Here is an 18943-nt window from a genome sequence, read left to right as displayed (position 1 = left end):
CGCCGCCGCGGACGGAGCCATCGTCCGGGAAGCCCGAGGGAGTAGCGCGATGCACGCCACCAGCCAGTCCACAGTTCTCGCACCGGCCCGCCTGCGCGGCGGTTTCGGCGCGTACCGCGGGACCACCGGCCGCACCCGCCGCAACCCGCCGGCCAGGGCCCCGCAACCGCACCCCCGCACGGCCACCGCCCCGGAGACGGACTGGTTCACCCACCCGTTCGTCGACTGATCTTTCCCCGCCCCCGACATGAAAAAGGGCCTGAGTGACCAACCCGGGTTGGTCACTCAGGCCGGCGGCGTTTCCGGACGTGGTCGCGGCGCCGTCGGGGAGACGTCAGACCTCGCCGCGACGGGCGCGGACCGCGCGGAGCGCCTCGGCCAGGATGGCCTCGCCGTCCTCGGGCGAGCGCCGCTCCTTCACGTAGGCGAGGTGTGTCTTGTACGGCTCGGGCCGCGCCGGTCCGGGCGGGTTCTCCCGGTCGCGGCCGGCGGGCTGGCCGCAGCGCGGGCAGTCCCACGCCTCCGGCGCCGGGGCGTCGGCCGCGAGCAGCAGCTCCGTGGTGTGGCCGTTGCCGCACCAGTAGCTGACGGGGACGCGCGGGGCCGGTTCGCTCCGCTCGGTGGGGCGCATGGGGCTGGAGCCCACGCGGGTGCCTCGAATAGCGCTGCCGTTCGGCACGGTTTCGCTCCTGTCCGTTGGGGGTCATCGGTGGTTGCGATCCACGCCGACGGCGGCGTCCCGTGCGGCGCTGGCCAAAAAATACTCTGCGCCTGGCCCCGAGGACGGGGGCCAAGCGCAGAGTGTACGACTACGAATGGACGCTTAGGAACCGCCGTCGACAGCCAGCTTCAGCCAGAAGCCCAGGCCGACGATGCAGGCGAACCACACAATTCCGACCAGAACGGTATAGCGGTCGAGGTTCTTCTCCGCCACCGAGGAACCGGCCAGGCTGGAGGTGACGCCGCCGCCGAACATGCTGGACATGCCGCCGCCCTTGCCCCGGTGGAGCAGGATGAGCATGGTCAGAATGGCGCTGGTGATAATCAGCAACACGATCAACGTGTAGGCGAACCCGATGTGCATTATCGGTTCGCTCCTCTCTTCGGACGTCGGCCGTGCCAAGGATAGCGGGCGGTCTACGTCGCGGTCACGGGGGGCACGCGGAAAGGGGGCCCCGAAGGACCCCCTCCCGCAGCGAAAACCTAGCGAGCGACGCGCTCCGGGAACCGGACAATCTGCACGAACTGCTCGGCGTCGATGCTGGCGCCGCCGATCAGCGCACCGTCCACGTCGGGCTGAGCCATGATCGAGGCGATGTTGTTCGCCTTGACCGAGCCGCCGTAGAGCACGCGCACCTTGTTCGCGGTCTCCTCGCCGTACTTCTTCGCAAGGCGGGCGCGGATGTCGCCGCACACCTCCTGCGCGTCGTCCGGCGTCGCGGTCTTGCCGGTGCCGATCGCCCAGACCGGCTCGTACGCGATGACGATCTTCTCGACCTCGGCGGCCGAGAAGCCGGCGAGCCCGGCCTCGAGCTGGTCGGCGCAGTGGGCGATGTGCCCGCCGGCCTCGCGGACCTCAAGGCCCTCGCCGATGCACAGGATCGGGGTCAGCTCGTTGGCCAGCGCGGCCTTCGCCTTCGCGTTGACCAGGCCGTCCGACTCGTTGTGGTACTCCCGGCGCTCCGAGTGGCCGACGACCACGTACGTCACGCCGAGCTTCGCGAGCATCGCGCCCGAGATCTCGCCGGTGTACGCGCCCGACTTGTGCGCGGACACGTCCTGCGCGCCGTAGCCGATCTGCAGCTTGTCACCGTCGACCGCGGTCTGCACCGTGCGGATGTCGGTGAACGGCGGGATGACCACGGTCTCCACGTCGGTCAGCTGCTTCTCGTTGAGCCCGGCGGCCAGCTTCTGGACGAGAAGGTTCGCCTCGAAGTGGTTGAGGTTCATCTTCCAGTTGCCGGCCATGAGCGGCCGGCGCGACGAGGTCGCCATTACTTCTCCAAAGCCTCGATGCCGGGGAGGGTCTTGCCCTCCAGGTACTCCAGCGAGGCGCCGCCACCGGTGGAGATGTGGCCGAAGCCGTCTTCCTTGAGGCCGAGCGTGCGCACGGCCGCGGCCGAGTCGCCGCCACCGACCACGGTGAACCCGTCGACCGCGAGGATGGCCTCGGCGACGCCCCGGGTGCCGGCCGCGAACGGCGCCAGCTCGAAGACGCCCATCGGGCCGTTCCAGAAGACGGTCTTCGCGGTCGACACGGCGTCGGCGAAGATCTTCACGGATTCCGGTCCGATGTCGAGGCCGAGACGGTCCGCGGGGATCGCGTCGATCGGCACCACGTCGTGCGCAGCATCAGCGGCGAACGCAGAAGCCGCCACCACGTCGACCGGCAGCACGATCCGATCGCCACCGCGCGCCAGAAGATCGGCACACGTGGAAAGCATCTCCTCCTGGAGCAGCGACTTCCCGACCTCGTGGCCCTGGGCCTTGAGGAACGTGAAGCACATGCCGCCGCCGATGAGCAGCTTGTCCACCTTGGGCAGCAGCGCCTCGATCACGGCCAGCTTGTCGCTGACCTTCGAGCCGCCGAGCACCACGACGTAGGGCGCCTCCGGGGAGGCGACCTTCTTCAGCACGTCGAGCTCGCGCCCGACCAGACCGCCCACATAGTGCGGGAGCAGGGCCGGCACGTCGTACACGCTGGCGTGCTTGCGGTGCACCGCACCGAAGCCGTCGCCCACGTAGACGTCGGCGAACGCGGCCAGCTGCGCCGCGAACGCCTCACGCTCGGCGGCGTCCTTGCTGGTCTCGCCCGCGTTGAAGCGCAGGTTCTCCAGCAGCAGGACGTGACCGTCCTCCAGCGCGGCGACCGCGGTCTCCGCGCCGGGGCCCACGGTGTCCTCCGCGTAGACCACGGCGGAGCCGAGCAGCTCACGGAGCCGATCGGCGACCGGCGACAGCGTGAAGGCGGGGTCCGGCGCGCCCTTGGGACGGCCGAGGTGGGACATGACGATGACGCGAGCGCCGGCGTCCCGGAGCGCCACCAGGGTCGGCAGCACCGCGCGGATCCGGCCGTCGTCGGTGATGACGCGCGGGTCGGAGCCCTTCTCGAACGGGACGTTCAGGTCGGCGCGCACGAGCACGCGCCGACCCGAGACACCCTCGCCGAGCAGGTCGTCGAGAGTCTTCACAGAGATAGTCCCTTACAGGGAGGCGCCGACGTACTTGACCAGGTCGACGAGACGGTTGGAGTAGCCCCACTCGTTGTCGTACCAGCCGACGACCTTGACCTGCGTGCCACCGATGACCTTGGTCAGCGGCGCGTCGAAGATGCAGGAGGCCGGGTCGGTGACGATGTCGGAGGACACGATCGGGTCCTCGGAGTAGGTCAGGTAGCCCTTGAGCGCACCGTGGGCGGCGGCCTTCACCGCGGCGTTGACCTCCTCGACCGTGGTCTCGCGCGAGGCGACGAACGTCAGGTCGGTGGCGGAGCCGGTCGGGATCGGCACGCGGACCGCGAAGCCGTCCAGCTTGCCCTTGAGCTCCGGCATGACCAGGCCGATCGCCTTGGCGGCACCGGTGGAGGTCGGGACCAGGTTGAGCGCGGCGGCGCGGGCACGGCGGAGGTCGCTGTGCGGGCCGTCCTGCAGGTTCTGGTCCTGGGTGTACGCGTGGATCGTGGTCATCAGGCCGTGCTCGATGCCGATCGCGTCGTTGATCGCCTTGGCCATCGGCGCGAGGCAGTTCGTGGTGCAGGACGCGTTCGAGATCACGGTGTGCGACGCGGGGTCGTACTTCTCGTGGTTCACGCCCATGACGACCGTGACGTCCTCGTTCTTCGCCGGAGCGGAGATGATGACCTTCTTGGCGCCGGCCTCGACGTGCGCCTTGGCCTTGGTCGCGTCGGTGAAGAAGCCGGTCGACTCGATCACGATGTCGGCGCCGACGGCGTCCCACGCGAGCTTGCTCGGGTCGCGCTCGGCGGACGCGCGGAACGTGGTGCCACCGACGGTGATCTCGGTGTCGGTCGCCTTGACCTCGTGGCCCAGGCGGCCCAGGATGCTGTCGTACTTCAGCAGGTGCGCGAGCGACTTGTTGTCGGTCAGGTCGTTGACGCCGACGATCTGCACGTCGGCACCGGACGCGAGCACCGCCCGGAAGAAGTTACGGCCGATACGGCCAAAACCGTTGATACCAACCCGGATGGTCACAGGTCCGTCTCCTCGCGATCTGGCCCGCCGCGGGATTTTCCCGTCACCGGCGGACACGTGTGCCGACCGTTTACCGCAGCCGGCCGCCAATTGGTCGTACCGGGAAGCCCCGCCGCGGTTGCGCTAGAGACAGAACCGCGACGAGTGAGAACCGGTTGCCGGCCCCGTCGCCGTACGCTGCGAACACTATCGGAGTTGTTGCAGCGCCGTTGCGGCGGGGCTAAGGATCCCATCCTGTCCGGTTGCACATGCCCTTACCAGGGCACTTCGGCCCAAAAACCCTTCAAAAAAGCCCCCCGGAGGGTACGGATCCCCGTACCCTCCGGACGCCGTGGAGCCGGTCCGTTTGCAAGATCGGGGCGTCATTCACGCCGTCAGAACACCGTGAATGACGCCCCGAGTCAGCAGACGGGACTCGCTAACAGGCGAGCATCTCCGGCGTGACCGCCGCTTCCGTATCCGGTATTCCCAGGTCACGGGCCCGCTTGTCGGCGAGCGCGAGCAGGCGGCGGATGCGGCCGGCGATCGCGTCCTTGGTCAGCGGCGGGTCCGCGAGCGCGCCCAGCTCCTCCAGCGACGCCTGCCGGTGCTGCAGGCGCAGGTGGCCGGCGGAGGTCAGGTGGTTCGGCGCGTCCTCGGCCAGGATCTCCAGCGCACGGGTGACCCGCGCGGCCGCGGCGACCGCGGCACGGGCGGACCGGCGCAGGTTCGCGTCGTCGAAGTTCGCCAACCGGTTCGCGGTGGCGCGGACCTCGCGACGGACCCGCCGCTCCTCCCAGGAGAGCACGCTGGAGTGCGCGCCGATCCTGGTCAGCAGCGCCGCGATCGCGTCGCCGTCCTTGACCACGACGCGGTCCACGCCGCGCACCTCACGCTGCTTGGCCGTTATCCCGATCCGCCGGGCCGCGCCGACCAGTGCCAGCGCCGACTCCGGGCCGGGGCAGGTGATCTCCAGCGCGCAGGAGCGACCGGGCTCGGTGAGCGAGCCGTGCGCCATGAACGCGCCACGCCAGGCCGCGACCGCGCAGCAGGCGTTGCCGGAGATCACGTGGTGCGGCAGTCCGCGCACCGGCCAGCCCCGCACGTCCAGCAGCCCGGTCTGACGGGCCAGCGCCTCGCCGTCCTTGACCACCCGGACGATGAAGTGGCTGCCCTTGCGCAGGCCACCGGACGCGAGCACATGCGTCTCGCTCGAGTAGCCGTACACCTCGGCGATCTCCCGCCGGAGGCGGCGCGCCGCAACGCCCGTATCGAGCTCGGCCTCCACCACCACCCGGCCGGACACGATGTGCAACCCGCCCGAGAAGCGCAGGAGCGCGGTCATCTCGGCCCGCCGGCAGCACGGCTTCGCCACTTCCACGCGGCTCAGCTCGTCCTTGACGGCTGCAGTCATCGCCATATCGTCGTCACCTCGTGCACGCATTCCTTGAGTTGTAGGTCCCGGCTCGCCTCGCCCATGGCTTAACGATCGACTCCCAGCACCGGCACCAGCGCGGCGCCCAGTGTGACCGGATCATGTCGCGGGCTGCCGTCCGGCACCGCGACGGGCGCCAGCACCAGCCGGGCACCCAGCGATTCTGCCGCACCCGCGACCGGTTCGGGGTCACCTACGGCTGCCGGATCGGCCAGCACCACGTCCGCACTCAGGCCGGGCAGGTACCAGGCGAGCGCGGCCAGGTGATCGGCGACGGAGAGACCGGACGTCTCCTGCTCCGCCGCCAGGTTGAGCAGCACCAGCTTCCGGGCCGGGCTGTTCAGGATCGCGGCGGCCAGCTCCGGCACCAGCAGGTGCGGGATGACGCTGGTGTACCAGCTGCCCGGCCCGAAGATCAGCCAGTCCGCCTCGGCCACGGCGGCGAGCGCCTCCGGGCAGGCGGGCGGGTCCTTCGGCAGCAGCCGGACCTGCTGCACGGTGCCGCGGGTGACCGCGACCGCGTGCTGGCCGTGCACGGTGCTGACCGCGTCCGGCCGATCCGGGTCGGCGCCGCGCACGTCCGCCTCGAGCTGGACCTTGTGCGTGGACATGGGCAGCACCCGGCCCTGCGCGCGGACCATGCCGGCCGCGTGGTCGAGCGCGGCGATCGGGTCGCCGAGCAGCTCCATCAGGCCGCAGAGCAGCAGGTTTCCGACCGCGTGCCCGGTGAGCGGGTCCTCGTCGCCGATCCCGGCCGGCACGAACCGGTGCTGGAACAGCTTGGCGGTCCGCGTCGAGTTCTCGTCCTCGGCGGACAGCGCGGCGAGCGCCTGGCGCAGGTCGCCGGGCGGGAGGATGCCCCGCTCCGCGCGCAGCCGGCCGCTGGAGCCGCCGTTGTCACCGACCGTGACCACGGCGGTGATGTCGAGGTCCAGCTCGGGCCGGACGCGTCGCAGCGCCCGGAGTGAGGCGCCGAGCCCGTGCCCGCCGCCGAAGGCGACCACCTTCAGGTGCGAATGACTCATTCGCGGCCCAGATCGCGGTGCTGGGCGTTGGCGGACAGGCGGGCGTCGCGCAGGCGTGCGGCCATCTCCTCGGTGATGGCCACGCTGCGGTGCTTGCCGCCGGTGCAGCCGATCGCGACCGTGAGGTAGCGCTTGCCCTCGCGCTCGAAGCCGGACGCGGTGGCCGCGATCAGGCCGGCGTAGGAGGCGACGAAGTCGATCGCGCCGTCCTGACCCAGCACGTACGAACTGACCGCCTCGTCCCGGCCGGTGAACTCGCGCAGCTCCGGCACCCAGTACGGGTTCGGCAGGAAGCGGGCGTCGAGCACGAAGTCCGCGTCCGGGGGCAGTCCGTACTTGAAGCCGAACGACAGCACGGTCACCCGCAGCCGTCGCGCGTCCTCGCCGCCGAACAGCTCCTCGACGCGACGGCGCAGCTGATTCACGTTCAGATGGCTGGTGTCGATGATGACGTCGGCCTCGTCGCGCGCGTCCTCCAGCAGCTTCCGCTCGGCCGCGATGCCGTCCGCCAGCCGTCCGTCGCCCTGCAGCGGGTGTGACCGGCGCACGCTCTCGAAGCGGCGGATCAGCACCTCGTCGTCCGCGTCCACGAACACCACGCGCGGGTGGAAGCCCTTGTCGCGCAGCGCCTGGATCGCGCCGGTCAGGTCGGTGGAGAACGCGCGACTCCGCACGTCCAGCACCATGGCGGTCTGCCGGGTCGCGCCGGCGCCGGCCGCGAACGCCAGCTCGGCCATGTCGACCATGAGCGCCTGCGGCAGGTTGTCCACGACGTAGAAGCCGACGTTCTCCAGCGCGCGGGCCACGGTGCTGCGGCCGCCGCCGGAAACGCCGGTGACGACGACCAGGCTGGTGTCCGAGCGGGACGCCAGATCTGCCTCCGGCCGCTGCTCGCCGTGCCGGTCGAGCCGGTCGGTCACTGTCTCCTCCGGTCGGTCATCGCCATGCCGGTCGGGTCGATCGGTCACGACGCCCCCTGGTGTGATCGGTCTGTGCGGGCCGGACGCCCGGCCGCCAATCCTAGAGTTCGCCTCCGGCGGGCTGCGCGCCCGCGTCCGCCACAACCTCGCCGGTGGATCCGCTGTTCCCCTGCACATCGGCCCGCGGGGGCCGGTCGGCCGCGGGACCGGCGGCCGGCTTTTCACCCGTCAGGGCGGCGAGGATGGCCTCGGCCGTGCGTGGCCCGATGCCGGGGACCTCGGCGATCTCCGCCGGGGAGGCGTCCGCCAGCTTCTTCACCGAGCCGAACTGCCGCAGCAGCGCCTTGCGGCGCACCTCGCCCAGACCGGGCACGTCGTCGAGCGCGGAGACCGTCATCCGCTTGGAACGACGCTGACGGTGAAAGGTGATGGCGAAGCGGTGTGCCTCGTCACGCACGCGCTGGAGCAGGTAGAGCGCCTCGGAGTTGCGCGGCAGGATCACCGGGAACTCGTCGTCCGGCAGCCAGACCTCCTCCAGCCGCTTGGCCAGCCCGCAGAGCGCCACGTCGGTGACGCCCATCTCGGCCATCACCGCGGCCACGGCCGCGACCTGCGGGGCGCCGCCGTCGACCACGATCAGATTCGGCGGGTACGCGAAGCGCCGCGGCCGGCCCGTGGTCGGGTCGATGCCGGGCAGCTCGGCCGGGACCGGCTCGCCGCGCGCGGTCAGCTCGACCGGCGCCGGCTCGCCGTCGGAGGTGACCTCGTCGTTCGGGGTCACCTCCTCGTCCGCGGCCGCGGTGCCGGGTGCTGTGGCCTCGGTCGTCCAGCCGCCGGGGCGTACCGTGGCGGTCTCGGTGTTGATCTGGTCTTCGGCCTGGGCGTTGTCGGACTTGAGCCGGGCGAAGCGGCGGCGCATCACCTCGGACATGGCGGAGAGGTCGTCCATGCCGCCGCCGTGCTTGTCGCCGCGCACGATGAAGCGCCGGTACTCGCCCTTGCGGGGCAGGCCGTCCTCGAAGACGACCATGCTGGCGACCACGTCCGTGCCCTGGATCTGGGAGACGTCGAAGCACTCGATGCGCAGCGGCGCCGTGTCCATGGCGAGCGCGTCCGCGATCTCCTCCAGCGCCTTGCCGCGCGTGGTGAGGTCGCCGGAGCGCTTCAGCTTGTGCCTGGTCAGCGCCTCGGCCGCGTTGCGGGCCACGGTCTCCATCAGCGTCTTCTTGTCGCCGCGCTGCGGGACGCGCAGCTGCACGCGGCTGCCGCGGTGGTCGGAGAGCCAGTCGGCCAGCGCGTCCGCGTCCTCGGGCAGCTCGGGGACCAGCAGCTCGCGCGGCACGTCGGCCTCGCCCTGCTCCTCGCCGTAGACCTGGGTGCAGAAGTGGTGGACGAGGTCACCGACGGACAGCTCCTCGTTCTTCTCCACGACCCAGCCGCGCTGGCCCCGGATCCGGCCGTCGCGCACGTGGAAGACCTGGACCGCGGCCTCCAGCGGGTCGTCGGCGAACGCGACCACGTCCGCGTCGGTGCCGTCGCCGAGCACCACGGCCTGCTTCTCCAGCGCGCGGCGCAGCGCGGCGATGTCGTCGCGCAGCCGGGCGGCGAGCTCGAAGTTGAGCTCGTCGGAGGCGGCCATCATCTCGCGCTCGATCCGCTTGACCATGGTGTCGGTCTTGCCGGCCATGAAGTCGCAGAAGTCGTCGACGATGGCCCGGTGCTCGTCCATGCCGACCTGGCCGGTGCAGGGGGCGGAGCACTTGCCGATGTAGCCGAGCAGGCAGGGGCGGCCGACCTGGCCGGCGCGCTTGAAGACGCCGGCGGAGCAGGTGCGGGCCGGGAACACGCGCAGCAGCAGGTCGAGCGTCTCGCGGATGGCCCACGCGTGCGAGTAAGGCCCGAAGTAGCGCACGCCCTTGCGCTTGGCGCCGCGCATCACCTGGAGGCGGGGGTAGTCCTCGTCGAGCGTGACGGCAAGGAACGGGTACGACTTGTCGTCGCGGTACTTCACGTTGAAGCGCGGGTCGAACTGCTTGATCCAGGTGAACTCCAGCTGGAGCGCCTCGACCTCGGTGCCGACCGTCACCCAGTCCACCGACGCGGCGGTGGTGACCATCTGCTGGGTGCGCGGGTGGAGCGTGAACGTGTCGGCGAAGTAGGAGTTGAGCCGGCTGCGCAGGCTCTTCGCCTTGCCGACGTAGATCACCCGGCCGGTCGGATCACGGAACCGGTAGACACCGGGGGCCTCGGGGATGGTTCCCGGCGCGGGGCGGTAGGTCGACGGATCGGGCACGTCGTCCAGCGTAATCCGGGGGTCCGACAGTCCCGCTCCGGCGGCCGGGCCTCCGGCCGCCGGAACCTGGACTCAGGCGAGCGCGATGGAGTCGCCCTCGACGGTGATCTCCTTCTCCTCCAGCGCCTTGCGCGCCGGGCCGGAGGTCGGCGAGCCGTCCTCGATCGAGAAGATGCTGTTGTGGCACTTACAGGTGATCGAGCCACCGTCCACGCTGGTCACCGGGCAGCCCTGGTGGGTGCAGATGTTGCTGAAGCACTTGAAGTTGCCCTCGGTCGGCTGGGTGACGACGACCTTCTGCGTCGCGAAGATCTTGCCGCCGCCGACCGGCACGTCCGCGGTCTTGGCGAAGCCGGCCGCCCCGCCACCGGTCGCCGGTGCGCTGGTCTCCGCCGCGCCGCCGGTGGCCTCCGGAGCGCCGGTGGTCGGGTCCGCACCGGCGCCCGAGCCGGTGCTCGGCGAGTCGGACTCAGTGCCGCACGCCGCGAGCGCGGTGACCACACCCACGGACCCGACGCCGACCATCAGCGCCCGCCGTGACGTTCCGGCCTCGAGCATCTGCTCGTTCTTCATGCTGTAAACCCTCCTGTTAGCCCGCGGGGCGCCGGTCAGGTGCGACCGGTCACGCCCACGTCCATAGACACGGGTGGCGGGTCCGGCCGGTTCATCGAGACCCGGCCGGACCACCCCAAGTCCGTTACTCACGGTAGAGAACACACCTGTGCGTAACAGAAGAACCCGGACACAGTTTGCTGACTGAGGGTAGGCTTACCTCTCCCTAGCGCGCCGTGGCCTTGGCTCGACTAGCACGAGCCTTGGTCGTGGCGGCCGGTTTCACCGAGTTGACCTTTTCTCCGTTCGCCTTCGCGGCGCGCGCGACGGCCTCCTTCGCGCCGGCCGGCTCGCCCTCCAGCCCGAGCATCGGTCGCAGGAACCGTCCGGTGTGGCTCTCCGGCACCTCGGCCAGCTCCTCCGGCGTGCCCATGGCCAGCACGGTGCCGCCGCGGTGGCCGCCCTCCGGGCCCATGTCGATCAGCCAGTCGGACGACTTGATCACGTCGAGGTTGTGCTCGATCACGATCACCGTGTTGCCCTTCTCGACCAGGCCGTCCAGCACCAGCAGCAGCTTGCGGATGTCCTCGAAGTGCAGGCCGGTGGTGGGCTCGTCGAGCACGTAGATCGAGCGGCCGTTGGAGCGCTTCTGCAGCTCGGAGGCGAGCTTGACGCGCTGCGCCTCGCCGCCGGAGAGCGTGGGCGCGGGCTGGCCCAGCCGGACGTAGCCGAGACCCACCTCGACCAGCGTCTTCATGTGCCGGTGGATGGACGTGATCGGCTCGAAGAAGGTCGCGGCCTCCTCGATCGGCATCTCCAGCACCTCGGAGATCGTCTTGCCCTTGTAGTGCACCTCGAGCGTCTCGCGGTTGTAGCGCGCGCCCTTGCACACCTCGCAGGGGACGTAGACGTCCGGCAGGAAGTTCATCTCGATCTTGATGGTGCCGTCGCCCGCGCAGTTCTCGCAGCGACCGCCCTTCACGTTGAACGAGAAGCGGCCCGGACCGTAGCCGCGCACCTTCGCCTCGGTGGTCTCCGCGAACAGCTTGCGGATGTTGTCGAACACGCCGGTGTACGTCGCCGGGTTCGACCGCGGGGTGCGGCCGATCGGCGACTGGTCCACGCCGACGACCTTGTCGATCTGGTCGAGGCCGGAGACGCGGGAGTGCCGGCCGGGCACCAGCTTCGCGCCGTTGATCTGATTCGCCAGCACCTTGTAGAGGATGTCGTTGACCAGGCTGGACTTGCCGGAGCCGCTCACGCCGGTGACCGAGATCAGCTGGCCGAGCGGGAACGGCACGGTCACGCCGCGCAGATTGTTCTCCCGGGCGCCCTGGACGACCAGCTCACGGTCGGTGCGCGGGCGGCGGACCAGCGGCGTCGGGATCGACTTGCGGCCGGACAGGTAGGCGCCGGTCGCGGACTCCTTGTTCTTGAGCAGCGCCGCGTACGACCCGCTGTGCACGATCTTGCCGCCGTGCTCGCCCGCGCCCGGCCCGATGTCCACGATCCAGTCCGCCTGGCGCATCGTGTCCTCGTCGTGCTCGACCACGATCAGCGTGTTGCCCAGCTTCTTCAGCCGCAGCAGCGTCTCGATCAGGCGGTGGTTGTCGCGCTGGTGCAGGCCGATCGAGGGCTCGTCCAGCACGTAGAGCACGCCGACCAGGCCGGAGCCGATCTGGGTGGCCAGCCGGATGCGCTGCGCCTCGCCACCGGAGAGCGTGCCGGCCGGCCGGTCCAGCGACAGGTAGTCCAGACCCACGTCGACCAGGAACCGCAGCCGCGCATTGATCTCCTTCAGCACGCGCTCGGCGATCATCTTCTGCCGGTCGGTCAGCTCCATCGCGCCCAGGAAGTCGGCACACTCGCCGATCGAGAGGTTGCAGACCTCCGCGATGGACTTGTCGTCGAGCGTGACGGCCAGCACCTCGGGCTTCAGACGGGTGCCCTTGCACGTGCCGCAGGGCACGTCGCGCATGTAGCCCTCGTACTTCTCCCTCGACCAGTCCGACTCCGTGTCCGAGTGGCGGCGCTCGATCCACTGCATGACGCCCTCGAAGCCGGTGTAGTACGACCGGTCGCGCCCGTACCGATTCCGGTATTTGACGTGGACCTGGTCCTCCGCGCCGAACAGGATCGTCTTCTGCGCGGAGGAGGAGAGCTTCCGCCAGGGCGTGTCCAGCGTGAAGTGCTCCTGCTCGCCGAGCGCCTCCAGCAGCCGCAGGAAGTATTCCTGGGTCTGGCCGCCGGCCCAGGGCTGCACCGCGCCGTCACGCAGCGTGCGCTCCGTGTCCGGGATGACCAGCTCGGGGTCGATCTCCTTCTTCGTGCCGAGGCCGGTGCACTCCGGGCAGGCGCCGTACGGCGCGTTGAACGAGAAGACCCGCGGCTCCAGGTCCTCGATCGCGAGCGGATGCTCGTTCGGGCAGGCGAGGTGCTCGGAGAAGAGCCGCTCCCGGTCCGGGTCGTCCTCGGGCCGGTCGACGAACTCGAAGATCACCAGGCCGCCGGAGAGCCCGAGCGCGGCCTCGACCGAGTCGGTCAGGCGCTGCTTGCCGCTCGCCTTCACGCCGAGACGGTCGATGACCACCTCGATCGTGTGCTTCTCCTGCTTCTTCAGCTTCGGCACCTCGGTCAGCGGGTAGACCACGCCGTCGACGCGGGCACGCGCGTAGCCCTTGGTCTGCAGCTCCGCGAAAAGATCCACGTACTCGCCCTTGCGGCCGCGGATCACCGGGGACAGCACCATGAACCGGGTGCCCTCCTCCAACGCGAGAATCCGGTCCACGATCTGCTGCGGGGACTGCTTGGAGATCAGCTCGCCGCAGACCGGGCAGTGCGGCACACCGGCGCGCGCGAAGAGCAGACGCAGGTAGTCGTAGACCTCGGTGATGGTGCCGACGGTCGAGCGCGGGTTGCGCGACGTCGACTTCTGGTCGATCGACACCGCGGGCGACAGGCCCTCGATGAAGTCGACATCCGGCTTGTCCATCTGGCCGAGGAACTGCCGCGCGTACGAGGAGAGGGACTCCACGTAGCGCCGCTGGCCCTCGGCGAAGATCGTGTCGAACGCGAGGCTGGACTTGCCCGACCCGGAGAGGCCGGTGAAGACGATCATCGCGTCACGGGGCAGATCAAGGCTGACGTCACGAAGGTTGTGCTCTCGCGCGCCACGAATGATCAGTCGGTCGGTCACAGCCCGCCTGCTTCCCAGCTCAAAAATGTCATATCTGTGGTCTGTGTCACACCCGGCCGCAAAACGGCCCAGGATGCTTCAACGCCCTTCCCCCCGGTTGAACTCCCGCTTCCCCGACCGGGGTACTAACAGCAGGTCAGAACGCAGGCGGACGCCGTGGGCGAGCCTAACCGGGGGGTATGACAATTTCAGCGGGAGAGGTCCGAGACCTCCCAGACCCAGGCGCCGCCCACCAGCGTCGGCTCCCGGCCCAGCAGATCGGTCACCGTGGCCCGGAGCACGTCCGCCTGCGCGTGCGTCTCCCCCAGCACCAGCGCACCGGCCTTCCAGTATCTCAGGTCCTCGAGCGCGGCGGCCCGGTCCGCCTGCGTCACCGGTGGCGTGTACCCGTAGCGGATGATGTTGAACAGCCGCTCCGAGGTGGGCCGCAGCGGCGCGTTCCACGTGCCGGTCGTGTTCTCCTCACCGTTCGTCGGGCCCAGGAAGTAACCGCGCGGCACCGGCGCGTCCAGCCCGATGAACGCGGCCATCCGCATGCCCTCGCGGCCGACCGTCACCTCGGGCAACGGCACCGGGACCAGCGAGCGCCCCTCCGGCACGAACTCGCGCCACTGGCCGGACATGATCAGCTCCGGCACCCGCGTCGGATACGCGGTGATCAGCGGCTTCGGCGCGACCGGGATCAGCGCGACCGCCACCGTGGCCCACCAGATGACGACGCGCCTGCCCGACTCGTTGTCGTTCAGCACCTTGGCCGTCGCGGCGGCCAGCAGGAACGCGCACGCCCAGACCACCGCCATGGTGAAGCGCGTGGTGGTGATCAGGTTGATCACCGGCAGGTGGCTGATGAAGAAGAGCGGCATCGGCACGCCGGTGTCGACGCCGCCGGCCCGCAGCGTCGGGCCGGTCGCGATCAGCACGAAGACCAGCCCGGTGATCACGATCGCCCGCGTCGCCCTGTGCTGCCAGGTCAGGATCGCGCACACGACCAGCAGCACGATCATCGGCAGGCCGAAGAAGCTGTTGTCCTCGGTCGGGCTCACGCTCAGCGACTGCGCCAGGGCCTCGTTGCCGGCGATCGACTGACGCGCGTAGAACACGTACGACGCGAGGTCGGTGACGTAGACGTCCGGCGTGAACGGCAGGCCGTGGTAGTACTGCCGGCCGGAGAACTGCACGATCAGGGGGTACGCCAGCAGCGCGCCGGCCGTGAGCACGGCGACGCCGAGGCTCTTGAGGCCGGGGACCAGCGCGGCCCTGAACTCCTGCCGTGCCGACGGCCCCCAGGCGATCAGGAAGATGCCGCAGGCCAGCGCCACGAAGAGCAGAATCTCCTCGTTGATGAACGCCTGCACGGTGACCAGCAGCCCGAGGATGACCCCATTTTTCAGGCTCCTCCCGCTCTCGCGGAGCTTGGTGACGCGCCAGAACAGGAACGGCACCAGGATCAGCACGGTGAAGTTGATGTGCCCGTTCGCGTGGGAGATCATCGTCGGCGCGAAGCCGCCCCACAGACCGCCGACGAACGCGGCGCTGTTCCGGTCGACGAAGTGCCGGCTCAGCACCCAGTACCAGGCCGCGGCCGTGCCGCCCAGACCGATCGTGATCAGCAGCGCCAGCGCCACGCCCGGCCCGAACCAGTGCGTGATCGGCGAGACCGGGATGCCCAGCGCCAGGATCGACGTGTTCGCCATCATGTTGATGCCGTCGGGGAAGTTCAGCCGGTCCGTGAAGAGCAGGTTCTCCCCGTGGAAGACCGCGCGCTCCGCGTGGGCCAGCACGAACAGGAAGAAACCGTGATCGTCCTCGTTCGCCTTGAGGACCCGGCCGTCCGGGTCCGCCCACAGGCGCGACGTGACCACCACGGCCAGCGCGGCATAGACGACCGCTGCTATCACGTCCCAGCGGCGGCCGGGCCTGCGCTGGTCGGCGGGCTGCGGTGTCGCCTCCTCGGGCGTACTCTCCAGGACTCGCACCCGCGCATCATGCCAGAGCCGCTGCGCCCTGTTGCTGTGGCTAGGCTGGTCCGGACTGGATCATCGATGCGCTTGGGGGCGTCATGACGACATATTCCGGGCATGTCTCACCGGGCTCCGCGCCGGCCGTGCGCACCCTGCCGGAACTGACCATCACCAAGAAGTCGGTCGGCGGCGCGTACGACAACAACGCGTACCTGCTGCGGTGCACCGCCACCGGCGCCCGGCTGCTGATCGACGCCGCCAACGACGCGCCCGACCTGCTCGCGCTGATCGGCGACGGCGGCCTGTCCACGGTCGTCACCACCCACCGGCACGGCGACCACTGGGGCGCGCTGGCCGAGGTCGTGGCCGCCACCGGCGCCGAGTCCGTCGCCCACGAGGACGACGCGCCCGAGCTGCCCGTCGTCACCCGCACCGTGGCCGACGGCGACACGATCACGGTCGGTGCCGTGTCGCTGGAGGTCATCCACCTGGTCGGGCACACGCCGGGCTCGATCGCGCTCCTCTACCGGGACCCGTCCGGCACCGCCCACCTCTGGACCGGCGACTCCCTCTTCCCCGGCGGCGTCGGCAACACCCGCGGCGACAAGGCCGCCTTCCGGTCCCTCATCACCGACGTCACCACCAAGCTCTTCGACCGCCTCCCGGACGACACCTGGTTCTACCCCGGCCACGGCGACGACTCCACGCTGGGCGCCCAGCGCCCCTCCCTGCCGGAATGGCGCGAGCGGGGCTGGTGAGCCACCCGTATATACTCGGTGGCGCCCTCAGATATACGGGAGGTTCGCATGGCCAAGGTCCTCATCGACATCGACGAGGTCGCCCTCGCGGAGGTGTCGGAGCTACTCGGCACCAAGACCAAGAAAGACACCGTGAACTCGGCGCTACGGACGACCGCGCAGCAGCTCAAGCGGGCTCAGGCACTGAGCCGGCTGGCCGAGCTGGGTGAGGCGGGCGCGTTCGACGAGTTGTTGGACAAGAGCGCCTACCGGGCATGACGACGGCCAGGTTCCTCATCGACACGAGCGCCATCGTCCGCATGTTTCGTTATCCGGCGGTCCGGGAGCGCTGGCAGCCTCAAGTCCTCGCCGGTGTGATCGGCCTGTGTCCCCTGACCGAGCTGGAACTGCTGTATAACGCCCGCTCCAAGGCCGACCGCGAGGAACAGCTGGATCTGCTGGCTGTCGCCTTCACCTGGGTCGCCGTGCCCGACCGTGTCTTCCACCGGGCCGCCGAGGTGCAGCAGTTACTCACCCATAATGGCACCCATCGCTCGGCGGGCCCCGTCGATCTGCTTCTGGCCGCGACCGCCGAGCTGCAGTCCCTGACACTCGTCCACTATGACCACGACTTCGACACGGTCGCCACGGTGACCGGCCAGCCCACCGCATGGCTGGCACCACCCGGATCGATCGCCTGACCGCTGAGCCCACCTATTCGAACGGGTTGACCAGCGGAACTCCGGTGCGCCAGACATCGGCGATGTTGCGAGTGACAGGCATCAGGCCATGGACAGAGCCGTAGCCGCGATCAAGCCGTCGATGACAGGCGGCGGCTGCTCACGCGGCCGGGCAATCTCGGCGTCGCGTGGCGGCCAGGCGTGACCCCGCAGGGCCACGCCTGGACACGATCGGGTCAGCTGGCCTTGCCGGTGCCGCGGATCTCGGTGGTGGCCTCGGCGGTGCGTTCGAGGACGATGAAGCGGCCGTCGGTCCAGACCTCGCGGAAGCCCATGCGGTCGAGCTGCTTGGTGACGAGCGGGATGTCGTCCTGGCCGATGGGGCAGTCGGGGCGGACGGTGTCGAGGATCGCCCAGTCACCCTTGTCGACGTTGGAGCCGATCAGCGTGACCGTGTTGGTGGGGAGCAGCGGGACCAGCATGTTGTTGGTCGCGCGGACCTCGACGCCCTCGGGGACGTGGCTGAGCGCCTGCTTCGCGCCGTCGATCATGCCGCTGCCGTTCTTGAAGTCGACGGTGCCGGCGTGCCACTTGAGGATCCAGTTCTCCTGGTTCTCCTGGATCGCGAAGCCGAGGAAGATCACGGCGGCGACCGCGGCCAGGATCAGGCCGCTGCGGACCTGACGGCGCGGCGGCGTGGTGACCGGCTTCCCGCCCGCGTCGCGCGTCTCGCCGTCGGCAGAATCGCGTGATCCGCCGTCACCGGCGGAACCGCGTGCGCCGTCGTCACCCGCGGAGTCGCGTGCAGCGCCGTCGCCGGCAGAGTCAGCCGTGCCGCCGTCACCGGCGGAAGAGCCCCTCGGGGGTACGCCCCCGCCCGCCACTCCCGCGCCGACGAGCACCTCCTCGCGCTCCTCCGTCGTCTCCAGCTCCGCCGGCTTCTGCGGCGCCCGCGCCGGGTCCTCCGTCGGGCCGAGCCCGCGGAACCGGTCGATCAGGCTGCCCACCCGACGGATGCTGTCCGCGACGGCGGCGAACAGGATCGGCATGAGCGGCATGTCGTAGTAGAGGTTCGACGCCCACTGCGTGTCGCGCGAGGACAGCATCCGGCTCATCATCACCGGCACGAGCAGCAGCACCAGCGGCGAGGCGAGCGCGGCGAAACCGACCGGGAGCAGCAGCTTCATCCAGGTCTCGACCTTGGACGGGTGGTCGATCAGGATGCCGATGATCTCGAACGGATGAGTGATCATGTACGGAATGCCCTCGAGGATCCCGTCCGCGTGCAGGCTGTCCTGGTAGTCGACCGCGTACGTGAAGCCGCCGGGGTTGACGTTCGGGATGATCAGCTTGAGCGTCAGCACGAACCACACGACGCCCCACACCATCAGGAAGATGCCGTGCCGCCAGCGGCGGTTGAACAGCGCGAACAGGCCGAGCATCGCGCAGAACAGGCCGCCGTCCTCCTTGACGGTCACCAGCAGCATGAAGATCGCGGTGGCGTGGTTCCACTTGCCGGCGAGCGCGCGCTCCAGGCCCCAGGCCAGCAGCGGCGCGCCGAACATGACCTCGTGCACCGGGAACATGATCGTGCCGGTGACCGCGTGCGTGGCCAGGTAGGCGGTGAGCATGCCGGCGCCGACCCAGATGCCGTAGCGGCGGCGGAAGATGTGGTAGATCGGCACGCCGGAGAGGCAGATCAGGATGACCTGCGCGTAGACCAGCACGATCGCGGAGTCGTAGATCCAGAGCACCGGCGCGAGCAGCGCGAAGATCGGCGAGAAGTGGTCGCCGAGCTGCGGGTAACCCTTGATCGGCACGTCCGGCCAGCCGCCGTACGCCCAGCCCTGCACCGCCTGGTGGAAGATGCCGAGGTCGCACGCGCCCGCATCGAAGGTGAGGAACTGCGCCCGCGCCCACCGGCCGTAGACGTACAGCGCTACGAGCACGATCC

The 18943-nt window shown here is 69.9% G+C and carries 17 protein-coding genes; 4 read left to right on the top strand and 13 right to left on the bottom strand.

Features of this window, described 5'->3' with window-relative positions; all coding sequences use genetic code 11:
• Positions 1 to 49: 49 nt before the first annotated feature.
• Positions 50 to 229: a hypothetical protein gene (locus tag OP04_RS15415; protein ID WP_033340358.1), complete on the top strand. Its 180-nt coding sequence runs from the start codon at positions 50 to 52 to the stop codon at positions 227 to 229.
• 105 nt (positions 230 to 334) lie between these two features.
• Here OP04_RS15415 and OP04_RS15410 read toward each other — a convergent pair whose 3' ends face one another.
• From OP04_RS15410 to OP04_RS15355, 12 genes are all read right to left on the bottom strand, one after another.
• The gene (locus OP04_RS15410; RefSeq protein WP_033340357.1) at positions 335 to 679 is read right to left on the bottom strand and encodes an RNA polymerase-binding protein RbpA; all 345 of its coding nucleotides are present in this window, start codon (positions 677 to 679) and stop codon (positions 335 to 337) included.
• A gap of 144 nt (positions 680 to 823) precedes the next feature.
• Entirely contained in the window at positions 824 to 1084 is a 261-nt protein-coding gene (secG, locus tag OP04_RS15405; protein WP_033340356.1) for a preprotein translocase subunit SecG, read from the bottom strand.
• Positions 1085 to 1203: 119 nt separating this feature from the next.
• Positions 1204 to 1995, bottom strand: coding sequence for a triose-phosphate isomerase (tpiA, locus tag OP04_RS15400; RefSeq protein WP_033340355.1), 792 nt, complete (start codon positions 1993 to 1995; stop codon positions 1204 to 1206).
• Positions 1995 to 3197: a phosphoglycerate kinase gene (locus tag OP04_RS15395; protein WP_033340354.1), complete on the bottom strand. Its 1203-nt coding sequence runs from the start codon at positions 3195 to 3197 to the stop codon at positions 1995 to 1997. The genes tpiA and OP04_RS15395 overlap by 1 nt, the downstream gene beginning before the upstream one ends.
• Positions 3198 to 3203: 6 nt before the next feature.
• Entirely contained in the window at positions 3204 to 4211 is a 1008-nt protein-coding gene (gene gap, locus OP04_RS15390) for a type I glyceraldehyde-3-phosphate dehydrogenase (RefSeq protein WP_033340353.1), read from the bottom strand.
• Between the two features lie 418 nt (positions 4212 to 4629).
• A complete protein-coding gene (whiA, locus tag OP04_RS15385) occupies positions 4630 to 5610 on the bottom strand; it encodes a DNA-binding protein WhiA (protein WP_033340352.1) in 981 nt (326 codons plus the stop codon).
• 62 nt (positions 5611 to 5672) lie between these two features.
• On the bottom strand, positions 5673 to 6650 hold the full coding sequence (locus OP04_RS15380; RefSeq protein WP_033340351.1) for a gluconeogenesis factor YvcK family protein: 978 nt from the start codon (positions 6648 to 6650) through the stop codon (positions 5673 to 5675).
• Positions 6647 to 7522 (bottom strand): RNase adapter RapZ, encoded by an 876-nt coding sequence (gene rapZ, locus OP04_RS15375; RefSeq protein WP_033340639.1) that lies wholly within the window; start codon positions 7520 to 7522, stop codon positions 6647 to 6649. Before rapZ ends, OP04_RS15380 begins: the two co-directional genes overlap by 4 nt.
• 148 nt (positions 7523 to 7670) lie before the next feature.
• A complete protein-coding gene (uvrC, locus tag OP04_RS15370) occupies positions 7671 to 9863 on the bottom strand; it encodes an excinuclease ABC subunit UvrC (protein WP_085066488.1) in 2193 nt (730 codons plus the stop codon).
• Positions 9864 to 9935: 72 nt separating this feature from the next.
• On the bottom strand, positions 9936 to 10436 hold the full coding sequence (locus OP04_RS15365; RefSeq protein WP_033340350.1) for a Rieske (2Fe-2S) protein: 501 nt from the start codon (positions 10434 to 10436) through the stop codon (positions 9936 to 9938).
• A gap of 205 nt (positions 10437 to 10641) precedes the next feature.
• Positions 10642 to 13611, bottom strand: coding sequence for an excinuclease ABC subunit UvrA (gene uvrA, locus OP04_RS15360; protein ID WP_033340349.1), 2970 nt, complete (start codon positions 13609 to 13611; stop codon positions 10642 to 10644).
• 188 nt (positions 13612 to 13799) lie between these two features.
• A complete protein-coding gene (locus OP04_RS15355; RefSeq protein WP_051797968.1) occupies positions 13800 to 15587 on the bottom strand; it encodes a hypothetical protein in 1788 nt (595 codons plus the stop codon).
• An 83-nt stretch (positions 15588 to 15670) separates the two neighbouring features.
• Here OP04_RS15355 and OP04_RS15350 point away from each other — a divergent pair, with 83 nt between their 5' ends.
• From OP04_RS15350 to OP04_RS15340, 3 genes are read left to right on the top strand one after another with little or no spacing between them, the layout of a single operon-like run.
• Positions 15671 to 16330, top strand: a complete 660-nt coding sequence (locus OP04_RS15350) for an MBL fold metallo-hydrolase (protein ID WP_033340348.1) — start codon at positions 15671 to 15673, stop codon at positions 16328 to 16330.
• A gap of 48 nt (positions 16331 to 16378) precedes the next feature.
• Positions 16379 to 16588 (top strand): type II toxin-antitoxin system VapB family antitoxin, encoded by a 210-nt coding sequence (locus OP04_RS15345; protein WP_033340347.1) that lies wholly within the window; start codon positions 16379 to 16381, stop codon positions 16586 to 16588.
• Positions 16585 to 17010: a PIN domain nuclease gene (locus tag OP04_RS15340; RefSeq protein WP_033340346.1), complete on the top strand. Its 426-nt coding sequence runs from the start codon at positions 16585 to 16587 to the stop codon at positions 17008 to 17010. The genes OP04_RS15345 and OP04_RS15340 overlap by 4 nt, the downstream gene beginning before the upstream one ends.
• A gap of 215 nt (positions 17011 to 17225) precedes the next feature.
• Here the strand turns inward: OP04_RS15340 and OP04_RS49660 are convergent, their stop codons facing one another.
• On the bottom strand, positions 17226 to 18938 hold the full coding sequence (locus OP04_RS49660; RefSeq protein WP_051797966.1) for a DUF2079 domain-containing protein: 1713 nt from the start codon (positions 18936 to 18938) through the stop codon (positions 17226 to 17228).
• Positions 18939 to 18943: the final 5 nt, after the last annotated feature.

Source organism: Catenuloplanes japonicus (genome assembly GCF_000717135.1).
In the GTDB taxonomy this organism is placed as follows: Bacteria; Actinomycetota; Actinomycetes; order Mycobacteriales; family Micromonosporaceae; genus Catenuloplanes; species Catenuloplanes japonicus.
Note: the sequence above shows the minus strand (reverse complement) of the source record. Positions and strands in the feature narration are given on the sequence as shown.

What these genes read in the sequence shown, in the direction of transcription:
- OP04_RS15340 (WP_033340346.1), top strand. Translation starts at nt 16,585, where the DNA reads ATGACGACGGCCAGGTTCCTCATCGACACGAGCGCCATCGTCCGCATG.
- OP04_RS15380 (WP_033340351.1), bottom strand. Translation starts at nt 6,650, where the DNA reads ATGAGTCATTCGCACCTGAAGGTGGTCGCCTTCGGCGGCGGGCACGGG.
- whiA (WP_033340352.1), bottom strand. Translation starts at nt 5,610, where the DNA reads ATGGCGATGACTGCAGCCGTCAAGGACGAGCTGAGCCGCGTGGAAGTG.
- OP04_RS15415 (WP_033340358.1), top strand. Translation starts at nt 50, where the DNA reads ATGCACGCCACCAGCCAGTCCACAGTTCTCGCACCGGCCCGCCTGCGC.
- OP04_RS15350 (WP_033340348.1), top strand. Translation starts at nt 15,671, where the DNA reads ATGACGACATATTCCGGGCATGTCTCACCGGGCTCCGCGCCGGCCGTG.
- OP04_RS15345 (WP_033340347.1), top strand. Translation starts at nt 16,379, where the DNA reads ATGGCCAAGGTCCTCATCGACATCGACGAGGTCGCCCTCGCGGAGGTG.
- secG (WP_033340356.1), bottom strand. Translation starts at nt 1,084, where the DNA reads ATGCACATCGGGTTCGCCTACACGTTGATCGTGTTGCTGATTATCACC.
- OP04_RS15365 (WP_033340350.1), bottom strand. Translation starts at nt 10,436, where the DNA reads ATGAAGAACGAGCAGATGCTCGAGGCCGGAACGTCACGGCGGGCGCTG.
- tpiA (WP_033340355.1), bottom strand. Translation starts at nt 1,995, where the DNA reads ATGGCGACCTCGTCGCGCCGGCCGCTCATGGCCGGCAACTGGAAGATG.